At 32.0% G+C, this 17,765-nt stretch carries 12 protein-coding genes, 3 pseudogenes and 1 riboswitch; of the genes and pseudogenes, 5 read left to right on the top strand and 10 right to left on the bottom strand.

The window, feature by feature from the left end; genetic code table 11:
- Positions 1 to 59: 59 nt before the first annotated feature.
- Positions 60 to 234: riboswitch (M-box (ykoK) riboswitch) on the bottom strand.
- 167 nt (positions 235 to 401) lie between these two features.
- The 4 genes from RV14_RS08485 to RV14_RS08470 form a co-directional block, all read right to left on the bottom strand.
- On the bottom strand, positions 402 to 1,268 hold the full coding sequence (locus tag RV14_RS08485) for a helix-turn-helix domain-containing protein (protein ID WP_071855838.1): 867 nt from the start codon (positions 1,266 to 1,268) through the stop codon (positions 402 to 404).
- 461 nt (positions 1,269 to 1,729) lie between these two features.
- The gene (locus tag RV14_RS08480; protein ID WP_071855874.1) at positions 1,730 to 3,805 is read right to left on the bottom strand and encodes an LTA synthase family protein; all 2,076 of its coding nucleotides are present in this window, start codon (positions 3,803 to 3,805) and stop codon (positions 1,730 to 1,732) included.
- Positions 3,806 to 3,946: 141 nt separating this feature from the next.
- Positions 3,947 to 4,525: a hypothetical protein gene (locus tag RV14_RS08475; RefSeq protein ID WP_071855837.1), complete on the bottom strand. Its 579-nt coding sequence runs from the start codon at positions 4,523 to 4,525 to the stop codon at positions 3,947 to 3,949.
- A 157-nt stretch (positions 4,526 to 4,682) separates the two neighbouring features.
- Positions 4,683 to 6,080, bottom strand: coding sequence for a glycoside hydrolase family 1 protein (locus tag RV14_RS08470; protein WP_071855836.1), 1,398 nt, complete (start codon positions 6,078 to 6,080; stop codon positions 4,683 to 4,685).
- 344 nt (positions 6,081 to 6,424) lie between these two features.
- Here RV14_RS08470 and RV14_RS08465 point away from each other — a divergent pair, with 344 nt between their 5' ends.
- Both RV14_RS08465 and RV14_RS12920 read left to right on the top strand, forming a co-directional pair.
- The gene (locus tag RV14_RS08465; RefSeq protein WP_071855835.1) at positions 6,425 to 6,847 is read left to right on the top strand and encodes a hypothetical protein; all 423 of its coding nucleotides are present in this window, start codon (positions 6,425 to 6,427) and stop codon (positions 6,845 to 6,847) included.
- 173 nt (positions 6,848 to 7,020) lie between these two features.
- Positions 7,021 to 7,214 (top strand): annotated as a pseudogene (locus RV14_RS12920) (hypothetical protein).
- Between the two features lie 423 nt (positions 7,215 to 7,637).
- Here RV14_RS12920 and RV14_RS08455 read toward each other — a convergent pair.
- The 6 genes and pseudogenes from RV14_RS08455 to RV14_RS08430 all read right to left on the bottom strand — a co-directional run bounded on the left by RV14_RS08455 (position 7,638) and on the right by RV14_RS08430 (position 14,866).
- Complete coding sequence (locus RV14_RS08455) at positions 7,638 to 7,961, bottom strand: DUF4176 domain-containing protein (protein ID WP_071855834.1); 324 nt, start codon at positions 7,959 to 7,961, stop codon at positions 7,638 to 7,640.
- A gap of 2,143 nt (positions 7,962 to 10,104) precedes the next feature.
- A pseudogene (locus RV14_RS08450) lies at positions 10,105 to 10,803 on the bottom strand (MupG family TIM beta-alpha barrel fold protein); the annotation flags it as partial.
- A 38-nt stretch (positions 10,804 to 10,841) separates the two neighbouring features.
- Positions 10,842 to 11,437, bottom strand: a pseudogene (locus RV14_RS08445) (PTS transporter subunit EIIC); the annotation flags it as partial.
- Between the two features lie 208 nt (positions 11,438 to 11,645).
- Complete coding sequence (locus RV14_RS08440) at positions 11,646 to 12,407, bottom strand: formate/nitrite transporter family protein (RefSeq protein ID WP_071855833.1); 762 nt, start codon at positions 12,405 to 12,407, stop codon at positions 11,646 to 11,648.
- Positions 12,408 to 12,950: 543 nt separating this feature from the next.
- Positions 12,951 to 13,664, bottom strand: coding sequence for a class A sortase (locus RV14_RS08435; RefSeq protein ID WP_071855832.1), 714 nt, complete (start codon positions 13,662 to 13,664; stop codon positions 12,951 to 12,953).
- A gap of 383 nt (positions 13,665 to 14,047) precedes the next feature.
- Positions 14,048 to 14,866, bottom strand: a complete 819-nt coding sequence (locus RV14_RS08430) for a MurR/RpiR family transcriptional regulator (protein WP_071855873.1) — start codon at positions 14,864 to 14,866, stop codon at positions 14,048 to 14,050.
- Between the two features lie 160 nt (positions 14,867 to 15,026).
- Between RV14_RS08430 and RV14_RS08425 the strand changes: the two genes are divergently transcribed.
- From RV14_RS08425 to RV14_RS08415, 3 genes are read left to right on the top strand one after another with little or no spacing between them, the layout of a single operon-like run.
- Positions 15,027 to 15,716: an N-acetylmannosamine-6-phosphate 2-epimerase gene (locus RV14_RS08425; protein ID WP_071855831.1), complete on the top strand. Its 690-nt coding sequence runs from the start codon at positions 15,027 to 15,029 to the stop codon at positions 15,714 to 15,716.
- A gap of 10 nt (positions 15,717 to 15,726) precedes the next feature.
- A complete protein-coding gene (locus RV14_RS08420; RefSeq protein ID WP_071855830.1) occupies positions 15,727 to 17,229 on the top strand; it encodes a PTS transporter subunit EIIC in 1,503 nt (500 codons plus the stop codon).
- A gap of 11 nt (positions 17,230 to 17,240) precedes the next feature.
- Entirely contained in the window at positions 17,241 to 17,729 is a 489-nt protein-coding gene (locus RV14_RS08415) for a PTS sugar transporter subunit IIA (RefSeq protein ID WP_071855829.1), read from the top strand.
- Positions 17,730 to 17,765 lie beyond the last annotated feature (36 nt).

Below are 17,765 nucleotides of genomic sequence, written 5' to 3'. Positions count from 1 at the left end.
AGGCAAAAAAGACCTTTCGTCAAAACTCAACGAAAGGTCGAAAAAATATATAAAAAGCTTCGTTGATCTCATCGTTGAGTTTTGACACTGTACAACGTAAAAAGCAATGACTTGCTTTTAGCTACCTTATGAAAAGCCTTATCTCGACAATTCCTGTTCTACCCATTGGCGTCTCTCGACGTTTTTGGGCAGTAGCCTGTGTTTGTACAGGAGCCTCACCTAACAAATCCTATTTAGTTTTCCTTTGCAAATATAGCAACTTACAAAACATTTGTCAAACGAATTTTTTTGACAACTCATGTTCTTTTTTTTAATAGTACCAATTAAGTAAGCAAAATTTTTTTTGAAACTATTTCTTTAACTAGATACCAATATAAGAATTGACAAAGACACGAAACTCTTTAATCTTTTTCTTTCATTACCACTGACAGCTTTTCTTCTAATAGCTTACGTTCTTTTTTCCCCAATGTATATTCGATCACAGCAAATAATGTATGAATTTCTTCAGACAGCGACTCTCCTAATGCTTGTGCAATGAGTATTTTATAGTATTCTGACATCAAGCTTTCATAAATGATGGTAGATTTTTCTTTATGTGCTAAGCTGCGATACATATCCATATTAATACTACGCGCTTTTTTAAAACGTTTTTTATCAATATAATAAAGCGTTAAATTCATCAAAAAAATAAATAAATATTCTTTAGGAAAAGCATCTGCCATTTGACGCATTCTTTTTTTTATTTTTAGATAATTGTTATCAATAAATGAATCACTAAAAATATATGGATAGTTCGAAAGTATCTCTAGTTCAAAACGACCATATTCTCTTATCTGCATAAAATATTCTTCAATTATTCGACATTCATAACGTAAAAATTCGAGTTGTAATTCTAATTTTTCATTCGTTTTCCAAAACATTTGTAAATTGAGTATTAAATAATATAAATCTAATGTTTTTTTGTATTGTTTTCGGTTATTCGCTATTTCTTTATACGGATCAAAGTTATCTTCTTGAATTTTATTAAGTAAATGACGACTCTTTTTAATTTTTTTTGGTTCTTCAATTTGGTTGCGCAGCCATTCATATTCGGCCAAAGAAATATTTAGCCGATCTAAAAAAGCTCTCAGCGTAGAAAAAGAAATTTTTTTAACTGAATGATTTTCAATCCCAACCAAAGATGTTTTTGAGCAAATTCCTTTTGCTAATTGTGTTTGAGTCAGCTTTCGATTGATTCGAAGCTGCTTGATTAATTCCCCATCGTACATAATTTTTCGTTGCCAAAAACCATAAATGAATAACTTGCCATTTCATACATGTGACAGTACTGGAAAGATCAATCAGGTCTCCATTACTCCCACGAGCAGTTTGTTTTTTACTAAAATTTAGGAATAATTATGCTCCGTTGTACAAGTTTATTCATTTATAAATAAAGTTTTGGTCAAACTCTCCCCCCTCATTCCTGTTATTTTATCGCAATCATTAAAACAATCACTCACTTTATCGCTTTCATTTTCCTTCCTTTTTATTCTTATTTTGCCTCTATTGAATTCATCCATCCTTTTTTACATCAATTGATTTTTTCTTATTTTTGAGCTATTTTGATGTAAAAAAATTTGTTTCATTCATTAACTACATACGCTAAAATAAAAAAAATTATGAATTATAACAAAAAAACTTCAAAAAATTGAAATATATCAACTTTTTTGAAGTTTTTTTGCTGCTTTGTTTAATTTGCTTCTGCTGTTTCTAAAGGGTAAAGATGAGTAGTCGTTTGATCGCCATTTTTAGAATAGATGCTTGTTGAGTTCCTTCCTTTTTGTTTTTCAATCGCTTCATTTTCTTCCGCTTCATTTTTGTAATTATATTTTTTAGGATCTATTGGTTTAAAGTTTTCTGGAACATAAAAACGTAATAAGTTTTCTTGATTCAATTTATCCGATAAGCTCAAAGCTTTCTTCACTTGTTCTTGCTCTTTGTTTATTTCATTTTGAATACCAGCTTTCTTTGGATCAATCATTTCTCCCGTTTGATTACTGTAGGTTTTTCCACCTAAAACCGTATGTTTAGGTGTAACAAAATTTCCATTTCTAAAAGCGACTAATTGATCATGTTGAAAGGAGAGCAAGTCTGTACCAAAGTGGATATAGTCTTTATCGTCAATTCCTACTAAATGAAGCAAGGTAGGTAAAACATCAATCTCTCCACCGTATTCGTGATTAATTTTTCCTTTTGTGTATCCGGGAATATGCAGCATCAAAGGTACCCTTTGCAATTGCGCATTGTCGTAGGCATCCCAAGTGGAAGGGTCTTTACCTAAAACCGTGGCAAGGTCTTGGTTATCCGTATTTGATATACCAAAATGATCACCATAAATCACAAACATGGATCGTTGATAAACCCCCGAATTTTTCAAATACGTAAAAAATTGCGCCAGTGACTGATCCAAATAATGGGCTGTACGAACGTAATCATCTACGGTACTGTTACCGGTATGCAAAGATGGAAACTTAAAGTTCTTATCATCCGTATAGTAGGGCGTGTGATTCGTTACGGAAAGAAACTTAGTGTAAAATGGTTGCTGTAAGTGTTCTAAATATTGAGCAGATTCTCTAAATAAGTCTTTGTCTAAAATGCCATATCCTAATGTTTCATCTGAATTGTTGAAGTAAGAGCGATCGAAAAAGTTATCGTAACCTAAATTTTTATATACATGATCACGGTTCCAAAAACTTGCAACATTTCCATGAAAAACAGCACTAGTATATCCTTGCTGCTGTGCCAAAATTGCAGGAGCTGCTTGAAATACATTATCTGAACCAAGTTCCGTAAACAACGAACCTTGTGGTAAACCAAAAGTGCCTGTTTCTAGCATATTCTCCGCATCACTGGTTTTTCCTTGCCCGACTTCATGGAAAAAATTATCAAAACTGATGGTTGACTGATTTTTATAGACGCTGTTTAAAAAAGGCGTCACTTCTTGGCCGTCCACTTTCATATTAATCAAAAACTGTTGAAAACTTTCCAAATGAAGAACGATAATATTTTTTCCTTTAGCGATTCCAAATGTTTCAGAATTAGGGGCTGCATGGTGTTTCTTCGTATACTTTAATACCTCTTCAATTCCATTACTACTAGCATGAGCTCGCACACTATTTGTTATTCCTGTTTTAATCGCATCATAAACCGTATACGCATCAATTCCTAAATATTTTACAATATAAGAGCGATCAAATGTTCGCTGCAACAGTTGCGGACGATTTGCTTCACTAAGTGCTAAATTACCAGAAAAAATTAACGCTGAAAGGCACGTAACGGCTATTGCTGTAGATTTGGATACGGCTGGACTTTTTATCGGAATCCTCTTTACGAATAACCAAATAATAAAACCAATAAACACTAAGATGTCTCCCCAATAGAAGATGTCGTGTGGTTTCATTAATGCAAAAGAACTTCCCGACAAGCCTTGAGAAACTTTTGAAAATCCTAACACAGATTTTATCGTAATGAAATCCGTAAATTCACGATAAAAAATAACGTTTAAATAAAGTAAAAGCGTATTTAGAATATCAATAATCAAAAGAACCATTAAAGCAGGCTGTGCTTTTTTCATATATAAAACAAAACCAAAAAACAACAGAGTGGTTGCTATTGGATTTATCCACAAAATAAAATATTGGACGCTGCCTTCTACACCCAATGAAAAATCGATGTAATAGGCAAAGATCGTCTTGAGCCAAAAGAAAAAGCTTACGACCAAAAGAATTACCAATCGATTTTGGCACATTTTTTTCAGATGTGTCACAACTATCACTTCTTTCTTCATTTTTGTACATTTTGCTCCTCAAAAATGAAAATTCCCTAAAAAAAAAATTATTTTAATTTTTTTTTAAAATTATTGAAATAAATGGCAGTCAACTTTCCAATAAACAGATTTTCATTAACTTTATTGGTTGTAAACATTCTCCTCAAGCAATCTACTTGTTGTATTTTGTATGCTGTCAGAAATCGTAGATGAAGTAGTAGACGGCTCCAACGTTGTTTGTTCAGAATGTTTTTTTACTGCTTTATTGAGTTTTATCCATTCTTTTAGTCGAGTTTCCACGAGCTCACTGTTTACTTTATCTGAGTAACTGGTTATGACTTTTCCTTTTTTTAATCGAGCCAGATTAGCTCCATCACTTGTTAAAAGTAAGATAGTTAAATTCTTATCTTTAAATTGATATTGTCTAAGTGAAATTGCGCTTAACACATCATCGATATTAATAAACTGATTGCTTTCGTTATCTTTTGGTAAATAAATCGCCAATTCTCCTTTATCATAATTGGCGATCAATCTGTAATCCTTCCACCAATAAGTTGAAAGTTCTTTTTTAAATTTATCTACTGATTCTTTGCTTGCAATGGATTTTTCTGCTCCCAATTGGATATCTACTGTCATTTTCCCTGCATTTGCCACAGATACAATAAGCAGCACGAAAAAACCAAGTAACCAAAAGAGAAGAAAAGGTCGTTTTTTTCTCATACCTTCCACCACTCCTATTCAATTTTGACTATTCCATTATATACAAAAAAGAAAGAGGAAAGATAAAAAAATAAAAAAAGATTCTAAAAACTTAAGTTATTTTATAAAAAAATTCTCCCATTCGTCTATCTAAACGAGCAGGAGAAAAAGTAATTTTTTATATGATTAATTGGTTGGTATCCGCTAACTTTTTAAACCAATAACCTGATTTTTTGATGGTTCGTTTGCCATTATTTGATAAATCAACTGAGATAAATCCATAGCGGTTTTTATAAGCATTAGTCCACGACCAGTTATCCATACACGTCCACATATGATAACCTAAACAATTGACCCCTTCTTCGATAGCTTGATGCACATACCTTAAATGTTCTTGAACAAATTCAATTCGATAATCATCATGGATCATCCCGTCTTCTTGTATAAAACGAGCTTCATTTTCTACCCCCATTCCATTTTCTGAAATGAAACAAGCAATATTTCCGTAATGATCGCGAACATTAATTAAAATATCATAAATTCCTTTTTCATAAATTTCCCATCCACGATAAGGATTCATTTTTCGCCCCGGCATGTCATAGTTATCAAAATAATCCTCTGGCATGGGGCCGTTTTCTTTATCAATTGGCGTTTCTTTTGCTTTGATTCTTCGCGGTTGATAATAATTGATTCCTAATATATCAATGGTGTTTTCTTTAATAAGCGTTAAATCCCCTGCTTTGATATCTGGCATCATCTTTAATTCTTTTACGATAGCAATCAATTCTTGAGGAAATTCACCTTTTACTGCCGGATCAAGAAAAGAACGATTAAAAAAAGCATCAGCAATTTTTGCAGCTTTTACGTCTTCTGAGTTCTTTTCATCTCTAGGATAACTTGGAGTTAAATTCAGAATAATACCGATTTGACCATCTAACTTCATGGAATGATAAGTCTTAATAGCTAACGCAGAAGCCAATGCTTCATGATATCCCACTTGAATTGCTTTTTTCATATCCGATTCTTCTGGGTAATGCCAGCGATAAAGATAACCTGCTTCTACTGGAACAATTGGCTCATTTTGAGTAAACCATTTTTTTATTTTTTTCCCAAACAATTCAAAACACACCCTAGCGTAGCGTTCATATGCCTCAACCGTTTTACGACTGAGCCATCCCCCTTTTTCTTGCAAAGGCATTGGCATATCAAAATGATATAAATTAACAAAAGGTTCTATCCCATTCTTAATCAATTCATCAAAATAGTCATGGTAAAATGCTACAGCTTGCTGATTGACCTCTCCAACACCATCAGGAATTAAGCGACTCCATTGAATAGAAGTCCGAAAACTATTATGTCCAGTTTGTTTCATCAATTGGACATCCTCTTTATATTTAGTGTAAACTTGAGAAGTTTTTTCTGGTCCAACCTGTTCAAAAAACTTTTCTGGTTCTTTACTAAACCAATAGTCAAAAATATTCTCCCCTTTACCATCACCAACCATTCGGCCCTCGGTTTGCGGTCCACTGGCAGCCGACCCCCACCAAAAATTTTTGGGAAATTGATAATTTAACATGCTTGCACCTTCTTTTAAATTTAATTTTATTTTCTTTTGATCATTTTTAGATGGTTCCCCATCAATATAGCAAACGTTTTCTAGAGATACAAGTCCCTTGTAATGCTATTTTTCTTATGTAATTTCCTATCACATTTTTACTTTACTAAATATTTTTCCTTAGCCAGCCGAAAAGTTGACATCTAAGAAAAAATGGGATTGAATAGAAGAGGCGTCTTTACATGTGTCATTATTTCAAAATAACTAGTCATCATATGATCTATACGAAAAGTGCTAGATACAGTAAAACTTCGCCTCGTTATATGATTAACGCAAGGTTTGTATATTAAAATGGAGGAAATAGCTTGAAGAAATTTGTCATTATGGTGATTTCGCTTTTCAGCTGCTTCGTCTTGTCAGGATGCAGCTTGTTTGGCAGCTCTCAAAAAACAGAACAAACAACTGGCTCATCTACTTTACAAGCAGAAAAATCAGATATCATCAATAGCAACTATTCATTAAAAGTTCGAAAAAACATAGATTTGATCAGCGGTCAAATTATTTTTAAAGGCAATGAGATGGAATGGTCACGTACGTATATCGGAGATAAAAAAAGCACCTCAAATACCACTCAAAAGAAAACAACATTAACAGATATTAAAATCGGCACAAAGGCAGATACTTACACCGTTTCCGGCAAAGAAAACGGCGAAAAAGTTGTCATTACGTTTAAAAAGATCGGTAATTATCGAATCGAAGACAAAGAAGGAAACATTTATAGTTTATAAAGAAGTCATAAAAAGACACTTTATTCCCAATATAAAGGAAAAAACTTGAAACAGCTTCTCATCGTTTGTAGTTTTTATGCTTATTTTGCATAAAACATGTTTTGAACACCTTTTAATATTTTTTTGTTTCTTTTTTGTTATATCAGATAAACACGTTAAAATAAAAGAAAAAAATGAACCTATTTAATCACCATGATTACTATACTTGTCTGAATAGTAAAAATATCCACACCAACTTTAGCAATCATGGAAGCTCAGTCATTGTGAACATTGCCATAAATTAGGAAAAGATTCCTTTAAGTCATTTAACGCATATATAAAGAGAAAAAAGGAAACTGAAATTTATCTCAGTTTCCTTTTTTTGTAAAAACCGTTTGAATCAATGACACAAAAGAGGAAATTCTTTATAAATTTATCTTTCCATTCTTATTTCATTTTCTTTGACTTTAACACGTCTTTGCATTGCAACCATCGTATTCCTTGTATTTTTCTTTCGACATTTTTTAGTTCTTTTATAAAAAAACAGTTCCTTCTTTAACAAGCTGTCTCACATAAATATTTTCTACAGAAATACCTTGAGAGTCTTTTTCCTTCATTTATTCCCTAAAGTCATCAAAAATGAGTATAAATTTGATTCAATCCATCAAATTTATACTCATTCTCGTTTAAAGAAAGAACGATAGTCTTACATGTTTTATAAATAGAACATCCATTAAAAGTTTGCTTTATTTTCAATTCATTAAATTCAATAGCCTATACTCCTATATCCTATACAAGCGTTCTGTGCAAATCAAAACCTATAAATTTTATTAGTAGCACGTGGGAAATCAGCCTTTCCTTTTTTGACTCGCCCTTCATTCTTATTAATCCACTTATTATATAATATGACAAAATGTATTTCTTCTTCATCCTTAAATCCTTCAAAAACCACATCTTCAATATCTTCTCTATTGAAATAATATACTTCTTCTGGATCCAAGCCTTGTGGGTATAATGCACCTGTATAATCAAAAAATACTTTTTCTCCTTGCTGTTCAACTAACGGTCCACGATTTAAAATCATGACCTTTTGATTTTCTTCTGCTAAATAAACAATACTTCCAATTGGTAACATGTTCTTTCTCCTTACTTTTATAAAATTTAATTTCATACCATTTTTATAGGATTAAGTTAATAAATGATGAAAATAACAATGAATAGAAAGATAATATGTCCACAAAAATAGTACTTTAATGATTGTAGACGACTAATACCTAATAAAAAAGTAGGATAAAAGATGTAAAAATGATCCATTTTACTATACGTGAAAGAAATAAAATTAATTTTTATAACATTTTCTCTTTTCTTCAACTTGTTTTAAAATGAGTAATTTATTTCTGACAATCGGTTATTTGTTTTATTTAGAATAAAATACTTGACTTTAAAACATCAGTTACTGTCCACCATACCGGCAAGCCCCTCATTAAATAAGACCATTACAAGTCAATACCCAAACAAATTTTACAGATATTCTATGATAAAAACGCAAACTTGCTTCTCACAACTTCTTTAAAATCTGTTTCATCTTATCTTTTTTGATATTTCTAAAATCCTATACGTAAACCTAAAAAATATCTTTTAAATTACTTGGATCAATCTTATTCGCGTTTTAAAGTCTATTAAACATTTTCATTCACTTTCTAAACTGATAAAAGGAAAGATTTACTTGGCGTAATCACCAACCTTTTAAAAATATTTCCTTTACTACTCGAAAACATTCTTCACGAATAATTTCAATGTCATTCTTTATTAAAAAATGTTCCTATAAAATCCCCAATAACACAAAACATTTTTTCCTTAAAAAAAGCGTTAAGCCAATTCCTTGCATAACACTTCAAATCTACACCACTAAAAATCAAATGATCTTACTTCCCAACGATCACGCTTTATTCTTCTCTTGGCATAGCTATTCAATTAATTAACTATTCTTCTTAATAACTATTTCATCTCATTCACATTATTTTTAGTTAATACTTATTATTCTAATAGATCTGAAGTGTTTGCTTTTTCTATTTTTGGACGATTAATTGATCATAGTTTTTACTTTAGGAATTACCTCTTATATTTATAAAAAAGCTGTTAAGTAGATCTTTCGTCGGAATTTTTTTAACTATTAATAACAATATTTTTACATATTTCAAAAAAGCTGTCAACTTATAACTAAAACATATAAGTTTTTTATTATAGGAAAAATAGCTAATGATCTGCTATTTAATTTAAACAAAAACGATAATTAACTAAGAAAAAAATCATACAAATCCTCTATATTACTCAATTATAAATTTTATTATTTATTTTTACAAAAAACTATCATTAAATACTTTTCATACGATAGTAAACTAAAAATAGAAATTATAGTTATTTTATATATCTATTTCATTTTTTTATTTTATATTCATATAACTATAGATATAAAAATTTTATAATTTGAATTATAACACTTTAAATTATAAAACAATATTAATTGTTCTAGTTTTTTATAAATTTTTATTAAAATGAAACTATGGAAACTTTTTTATGATAATTAATCCTTTATTTTTATATTAGGAAAACCTTTTTTTAATAAAAAATTAGAGAATAGAATTATAATTTCATTCTCTAAAATTTAATATTTTTTTAAAAGCATACATCTTACTATGTATACTAAAGGATAGAAACAGCCAATCTTTTTTATCGTCCGCCATTCACGTACGAATAGTAGACAACATTCCTTGAAAAAGTCAGTAACACTCTTAGCACTATTTACTTGCCCAAGTAAAATCTCCCCTGTATTCACATGGTTTCCACCTTTTTTACTTCTTATCCTAAGGTGTATGCAGTTGGATAAAAAAATGGATTGGACACATTGCATCCAATCCATTTATGGCACAGTAAATAAAACACATGTATTTCATCTATTTTCTCGTTAAAAGGCTAGATTTCTCCTTTAAGATTCGATACAATAAACGAAGTTAATGGTTTCCATTGACTATGGCAAACTTGACTGGTCACCGTGTATGACTTTTTCAAGTCCTCTATTTCTAGCTGCCACTAGAAATGGAGGTGCCTTTTTTTATTTGGCTGTTTCTATCTGTCATTTATAATACTGATGGCTTACTTCGTAGTCAAGAAAAATCAGAAAGTTACAAAAAACTGTTCTATTTTTCTCCCAGATTTTTGTTCACTTACTTTTCCGCTCTTTTTTTCAAGTTGCTATTTTCAACGACTACATTCCCAATTTGAAATTCTTCTTCCGAAGCATACGCATTGAAAATGATAAAGTCATTAATTAGTTTGGTTACAAATAGATGTTTTGCTGCAATTTCTACTGGCAAATGACGGTGCATTTCTAACGTAGACAGACCATCATTAATAGACCAAGAATCAATTGTATCAACCTGTGATGAATAAAGGCTGCTGTTTACAACTCATGTTTTTTAAAACGAGTACTACAAGCTTCAAAAAAAGAATAGGATAGTCTTGTGTCTTCTTGCGGATAAAAGTTATGACTACCATATAAAAATGGTCTATTTGCTTGATAGGATAAAATATTATCTAAATAAGCTGCATTTTTACTCATATTTAGTTCAATTGCTAATTGATAGGAATTATAGGAAAGTAATACTTCATTACAATTATCAAAGTCTAAGTGGATGCCATTTGCATCAATTTATAGAAAAAACCTAAATCATTATAGGAAATATTAAATTGTTCAAACACATTTGGTGCTACATCTAAGATTGTTTCAAACCCTAAATTTTTAGCAAAATAAAGTAATCGTTGAAATTTTTGTTTCACAACCAGTACTTCTTCATTTACTTCTAACATAATCATGAAAATACGAGTGAGACCATATCTATGCACTAATCGTAATATTCTTGGTCTTTTTTTGGTTCACTGTGATCTGGATAAAGAGAAATTCCCAATGAACATTTCATATTAAACGATCTCCATTTATTAGTTATTGGCTTTATTCCTATATAGCTTCATCAAGCAGTACAGTTTGCTCTTTTGCTTCATGAGCTAGTTGCTGATTTTCAAGTACTTTAAAAAACGGATAATAGATACCTAATGTGAGCAAAAAATTTACCATAATTAAAATCCCTGCTTTCACACTCCAATTGATACTCATCCAATTCGCAATGAGCGCTGGCATTGCAAACGATAAGCGAGCTACCATCATCGGCACTAAACTACTTACTGTAAAAACATAAGACAATGTTGTCGTGACTAACGGAGCGAGAATGAACGAAATTCCCAAAATAGGATTTATTACCACCGGTGCGCCAAACATTATGGGGTCATTAATACTGAATAATCCCAGTAAAATAGATAATCTACCTAAACTCTTTAAAGATTGTGATTTGGAAAATATGAATAAAACAATTAAGGAAAGGTTCGTTCCAGCACCGCCGATCCAAACAAACCATTGCAAAAACTGTTCCGTAAAAATATTTGACATATCATGTACATCGATACCTGCATGAAAAGCATCAATATTTTCAGTAATTGAAATATCCAAAAAAGACAAATCACCGATCCCAAAATTGCTGGTCCATGAATGCCCAGAAAAAACAAATAAGCCACCAATCAACAATTACATACTCTCACTGTTGATTGATTAGCTCATCCTACCGGAAGGATTCAATTTTTTATCTTCTTACAACGCTTGGTCATCGAAATACTCTACTTAAGCAGAATTTTTCACGCTTTTGTCGCTAGCAACATACCGTTTATTTTAAATAAAAGGATAGCCTATCTGTCTTTATTTCATCAAATTTTAATGATGCTTATAGCTAGCATAATAAAAACCTGACACAAAAATAGCGCCTCCTATCACGTTACCAATGTAAACAGGAATAAAGTTCATAAAGAAATCGATCCAAGTAGCTTGTCCTTCAAAAATAGCAGCTGGTATCACGAAACAATTCGCTACACTATGTTGAAACCCAATAGCCACAAAAATCATCACTGGAAACCAAATAGTCAATACTTTTCCAGCTGCATCTTTGGCTCCGTAGGATAACCATAGTGCTAACCCCACAAACCAATTACATCCTATTCCCGATCCCAATGCTTGCCACCAAGATACAGCAACTTTATGATCCGCAATTTGGATGACTTGATCTAAATAAACACCAGAACTTGTTAATCCGACAAAATGACCAAAAAAGCATGCGACAAAAATAGCACCAATCATATTAGCGAAAGTAATCAACAACCAATTTTTAATTAACTGAGAAAATGTTACTTTTTTATCCATAAAAGCAATAGCTACTGCCATCATATTTCCAGTAATTAATTCTCCACCTCCAAGAAGAATAACCAATAACCCAATTGGAAAAACAGAAGCTCCAACTAAACTCGTCAAGCTAGAAAGTGACTCTGGAATCGAAGCAGAAACTCTGATATAAGCTAAATACCCTAAAGAAATCATTGCACCTCCAATAAAGCCTAAAATCAGTTTAGCAATGATCGGTTTTTGTACTTTTTTTGTCCCAAGATGAATACTAATCTCCATTATTTCTTCTGGTGTATGCATGTCTTTTTGATCCCTACTTTTCCTATAAATTTTTAACTAAAATTATTTTGCCTTTTCTTCAGTGATTATATCATTTTATATTTTCTATCTGTAGAATTATTGTAAAATAATTCAAAAAATTTTAATGGATTTTATGTAATAAAAAATATAAACACCGTTTTTTTTATCATTTTTTAACTTTTATTGAAAACAGTTTCTATATCTGGCATTAAGTTTCCAGTTGTGTTTTTTTAATAATTATTTTTTCACTTCCAGAAGTCAGAACCTTTACTACATGTAGATTTTCTTATAAATATCCTACAGTTTTTGACTACTCAAATTGAATCTCTCACGACTAAAGTCGTGAGTATTCTTGGCTTTTTGATAAAAAACATAACTTTTCTTGTGATAAAATTTCTTATTTTTTCAACTTTTAAGTAATTCTTGTTGTTTCTGCTGTATATTTACAAATTTTTATAAATAAAAAATAATTCGTCTTCCCAAAAATTAACACATGAAACAAACATTTGGGTAAACGAATCAATAAACCAATTCCTCAGTGAACTAAAAAGTTCTTGTTTCCATATTGAATGCGGCTTTCATCTCTTTTGTTGCTTTCTTCATTGGCGTAATATTCTCCAATTCACCTTGAACAACTAAACGTGTCACTGCATTCATATCTCCACAAGTAATTAATGTTATAAGAGATTTTCCTTTTGATGTCTCTAATAACTGCGTATCAGTTGGTGCTACTTTTTGTTTAAAGGTAGCTTTATACGTATACACATTCTCTAAATCAACTAAATAGATGTTAGCACCTAATGATAAATTCTCTAACGGTGTAAATAACAAGTGAGGATTGTTCGCACGATGACTTGCTAACGCATAATTTCCCTTACCCATTTGTTGATCCGGAGACAAAGTTCCAGCTCCGTATAATAAATTCGCATTGTCTAGTCCTTTAAAAACAGGGATATTAATGGCTACAGAAGGAACAGCAATGCTACCAATAACTGGCAATTCAGCATGATTCAACTGCGCTTTTAGTACACTTTCAGTACTCATAGATTCTACAGCATCAAAATCAAAACTTGCCTTCTTTTCTCTATTTTTTTTAATGTCGTCCTTTGTCACATTCGCAATTGCGTATTTATCACCTGTATTTTTAACCAAAAAATCTTTAATCTGCTCATTAAAAATTAATGCTAAACCAATCAATAATAAAAGTATCAAGAAAAGATTGGTTAACCATTTTTTTACTCTCTTTTTTTTCTCCACTCACGTTCCTCCCTAATCATTCTGTCATTGTGGTGTAGTTCTGTTTTTCAAAATTCCAACTACTTTTTATTGACTTCTACTTGTCAATTTATTTTATTCCCTTTGCTTCATTTCATCAAAATAGAAAATTAAATGCTCAATTATCCATAACTAGCGCCAATCATTGATCTATTCTACTTCCTTTTTTTCTGCTAAAGCATCGATTCGTCGTTTGTGTTCTTTTTTTGTTTGCGTTTTACTGTTACTGAATCTTTAAGAGAACAAAAACCTCAAAATGCAAAAATTTATTGTATTATGTTAATCATAGCACATATGATGAAAGAGAATCATTAATAACAAAAGTTTTATTATCCGTAATAATATTAAAGATAAAACTAGCCTTTTTAATCAATACTTTTATCTATAATAGAACGTAAAACCTTTTCACGTAATTCAACTGCATTGACATTATTTTTATGCTCATATCCCTGTACAAGCAAATCGCAAATGTATAGCTGCGATATTTTTCCTGCCAATGAACCACCATTTAAAAATTCTTCAATGGCGGTTTGTAAAACGATATCTGATGCTTGACCGATTGGCGAATGAATATAATTAGTGATAGCTAAGATTTTAGCGCCATTGTGCTTAGCAATATTTACAGAATCATACGTATCTTTTGTTTTACCAGAAAGTGAAAAAGCAATGACTAAATCATCTTCCTTCAATAAAGAAGCTACTTGTGCTTGAAAATGTGGGTCTAAAATTGCTTTTGCTTGAAGTCCCACACGCAAAAACATGCTTTCTAGGTCTAGACACGTATTCCCACTTGATCCGACCCCAAAAATATAGATGTTTTTCATCCGATTGATCAATTGAAGTGCCTGATCCAATTTTTCTTCATTCAATAAGCGAACTGTAGAATGAAGTGCCTCTATCAAACTTTTCGCAATTTCCTCATAATATTTTCCACTAGAAGGGTGTTCTTGTTTTTGGCTAAAGTCTTCTTTAGCAATTTCAATTTTTAAATCGGAAAAACCAGAAAAACCAAGCTTTTGACAAAAACGAATGATCGTGGCATCTCCTACTTTGGTTTTTTCTTTAATGTCACTCATTGTGCTATAAATAACCGTCTTTCCCGAATGAAGAATAAAATCAGCCACTTTCTTTTCTGATCTAGTTAATAAGGGATAATGTTCTTTAATTAAATAAATATAACTCATATAAGCTCCTTTAAAACGAATCATTTTCTCCATTATACTCTATAAAAATAAAAAAAACTCCAAAATTATCCATTTTTTTCTTTACAGCAATGAAAGCGGGTGCTATATTTATATCGGAGTTATTATCCTAAAAAAATATAAAAACGGAGTGTTTAGGAGAATGGAGAAAGAATTATTTTTAAAAGCCATTTCAGGAGGCTTAATTGTTTCTTGTCAAGCATTGCCTAGTGAAACATTTTATTCAGAAAAAGGAGGTCTGATGCCTTATTTTGCTTTGGCTGCCCAAAGAGCTGGTGCAGTAGGTATTCGTGCCAATTCGGTTCGTGATATTTTAGAAATAAAAGAAAAAGTTTCTTTACCCATGATTGGAATTATCAAACGCGATTATCCTCCTGAAGAACCATTTATTACAGCAACAATGCGTGAAGTTGATGAACTCGTAACTACTGGAGTTGAAGTGATTGCACTAGATTGTACGCTTCGAAAACGACATGACGGATTATCCATTAACGCATTTATTGCTCAAGTGAAAAAAAAATACCCTGATCAACTGTTGATGGCAGATATTGCTACTTTCGAAGAAGGAAAAAATGCTTACGAAGCAGGTGTTGATTTCGTTGGAACAACTTTAAGCGGTTACACAAAAGAAAGTAAAAAACAAAACGGACCTGACATCGAATTGATCAAACAACTCGTTCAAACAGATATTTGTGTAATTGCAGAAGGAAAAATTCACACACCAGAACAAGCAAAACAAATTAAAGAACTCGGTGTTGCTGGAATAGTTGTAGGAGGAGCAATTACTCGCCCACAAGAGATCACCAAACGATTTATTGATGCTTTAAATTAGGAGGAAAAAAATGTTTAAAAAGTTTTCGCAATTGGGCCGTGCATTTATGTTACCGATCGCTATTTTACCTGTTGCTGGGCTGCTGCTAGGGCTTGGTGGTGCATTGATAAATGAAAGCGCCATAAATGCCTACCCATTTTTAGCTCAGACTTGGCTCCATACGATTTTAAGCATTATGAGCTATGCTGGAAATGCTGTTTTTGCTAATTTAGCGTTGATTTTTGCTATTGGTATTGCTGTTGGTCTGGCAAACAGCGATAAAGGTACAGCGGGTTTAGCGGGCGGAGTCGCTTACTTAGTTTATACCGCAACCATTAGCGGTTTTCTTGAACTTTTTTCAAAAAAAGGAGCCACATTGGATACTGGCGTTGTCGGCTCTATTGTAATTGGTGGTATTGTCGCCTTCTTACACAATCGTTATCGAAAAATTGAATTGCCTCAGTTTTTAGGTTTCTTTGGTGGTTCACGCTTCATTCCAATCATTTCCAGCTTAATTGCAATTATTATTGGTTCCTTCTTTTATTTAATTTGGCCACCCATTCAAAACGGATTAGTCATTGCTGGACAACAAATCGCACAAATGGGAAGCTTAGGTACTTTTTTATATGGATTCTTATTGCGATTGACTGGCGCAGTAGGTCTTCATCATACCATCTATCCTTTATTTTGGTATACCTCTTTAGGAGGAACAGAAAATGTAGCCGGTACCGCAGTTTCCGGTGCACAAAATATTTTCTTTGCACAATTGGCTGATCCAAATCATACTGGTTTATTCACTTATGGAACACGTTTTTTTGCGGGAAGATTTGCAACAATGATGTTTGGATTACCAGCAGCATGTTATGCTATGTATCGCGCAATTCCTAAAAAGAATCGTAAAAAAAATGGCGGTCTTTATTTCAGTGGCGCTCTTACTTCTTTTTTAACGGGAATCACCGAACCAGTAGAATATATGTTTTTATTTGTTGCACCATGGCTTTATGTCATTCACGCCTTTTTAGATGGATTATCCTTTTATTTTGCAGACCTCTTAAACATTCGAGTAGGAAATTCTTTTTCTGGCGGCTTAATCGACTTCTTATTATTTGGTGTCCTTCAAGGAAATGATAAAACAAACTGGCTAAAACTAATTCCATTTGGACTTGCTTGGGCAGTTATTTACTTCTTTGTTTTCACTTTTTTCATCAAAAAATTTAAAGTAGCTATTCCCGGAATGATCGAAGAAACAGACACAATACCCACGACATCCTTAAAGCAAAATACTTCTTTACATGAAGAAGCACTACTCATTATTGATGCTTTAGGCACAGAAGTGAATATCGAATCAGTTGAAGCTTGCGCTACTCGCTTACGAGTAGCAGTCAAAAATGGACAGATCATCAAAAAACAAGTAATCAAAGAATTAGGAGCTACAGCTGTCTTTGAAGTAAAAGGTGGCATTCAAGCGGTTTTTGGTGGTAAAGCCGATTTACTTAGTCAAGAAATCAACCAAATTTTGGGTAATGATAATTAGGGAGGATTTTGATGTTAAACCTTTTTAAAAAGAAAAAACAAGATACTATTTACGCACCTTGTTCAGGGGAAGTAATTCCAATAACCACTGTCAACGACCCAGTATTTTCTCAAAAAATGCTAGGAAATGGTTTTGCTATCGTACCTACACTAACAGATAAAACCATTTGTGCACCAATAGCCGGTAAAATAACTTCTATTTTTCCATCTAAACATGCCATCAATATAAAAAATGATACCGGCATAGATTATTTAATTCATATTGGACTTGATACAGTTGAATTAAAAGGTAAACCCTTTTCGATTCTTGTTGAAGAAAACGAAACAGTGACACCGGAAAAACTACTTGTTAAGGTAGCATTTGATCAAATCATTCAAGCAAAAAAAGACCCTTCTGTGATTGTTGTTTTCACACAAGATAGTCAAATCAATGAATTATCACTAACCACTGGTTCTGTGCTTTGTGGAGAAGCTTGTGGAAAAATTAATCGAACAAAGTAAACGAAACAGCAATCATAACCACCCTTCAAAAGGGTG

Source organism: Enterococcus ratti, assembly GCF_001886195.1.
Lineage (GTDB): Bacteria > Bacillota > Bacilli > Lactobacillales > Enterococcaceae > Enterococcus_B > Enterococcus_B ratti.
This window is presented reverse-complemented; position numbering and strand designations above follow the sequence as displayed.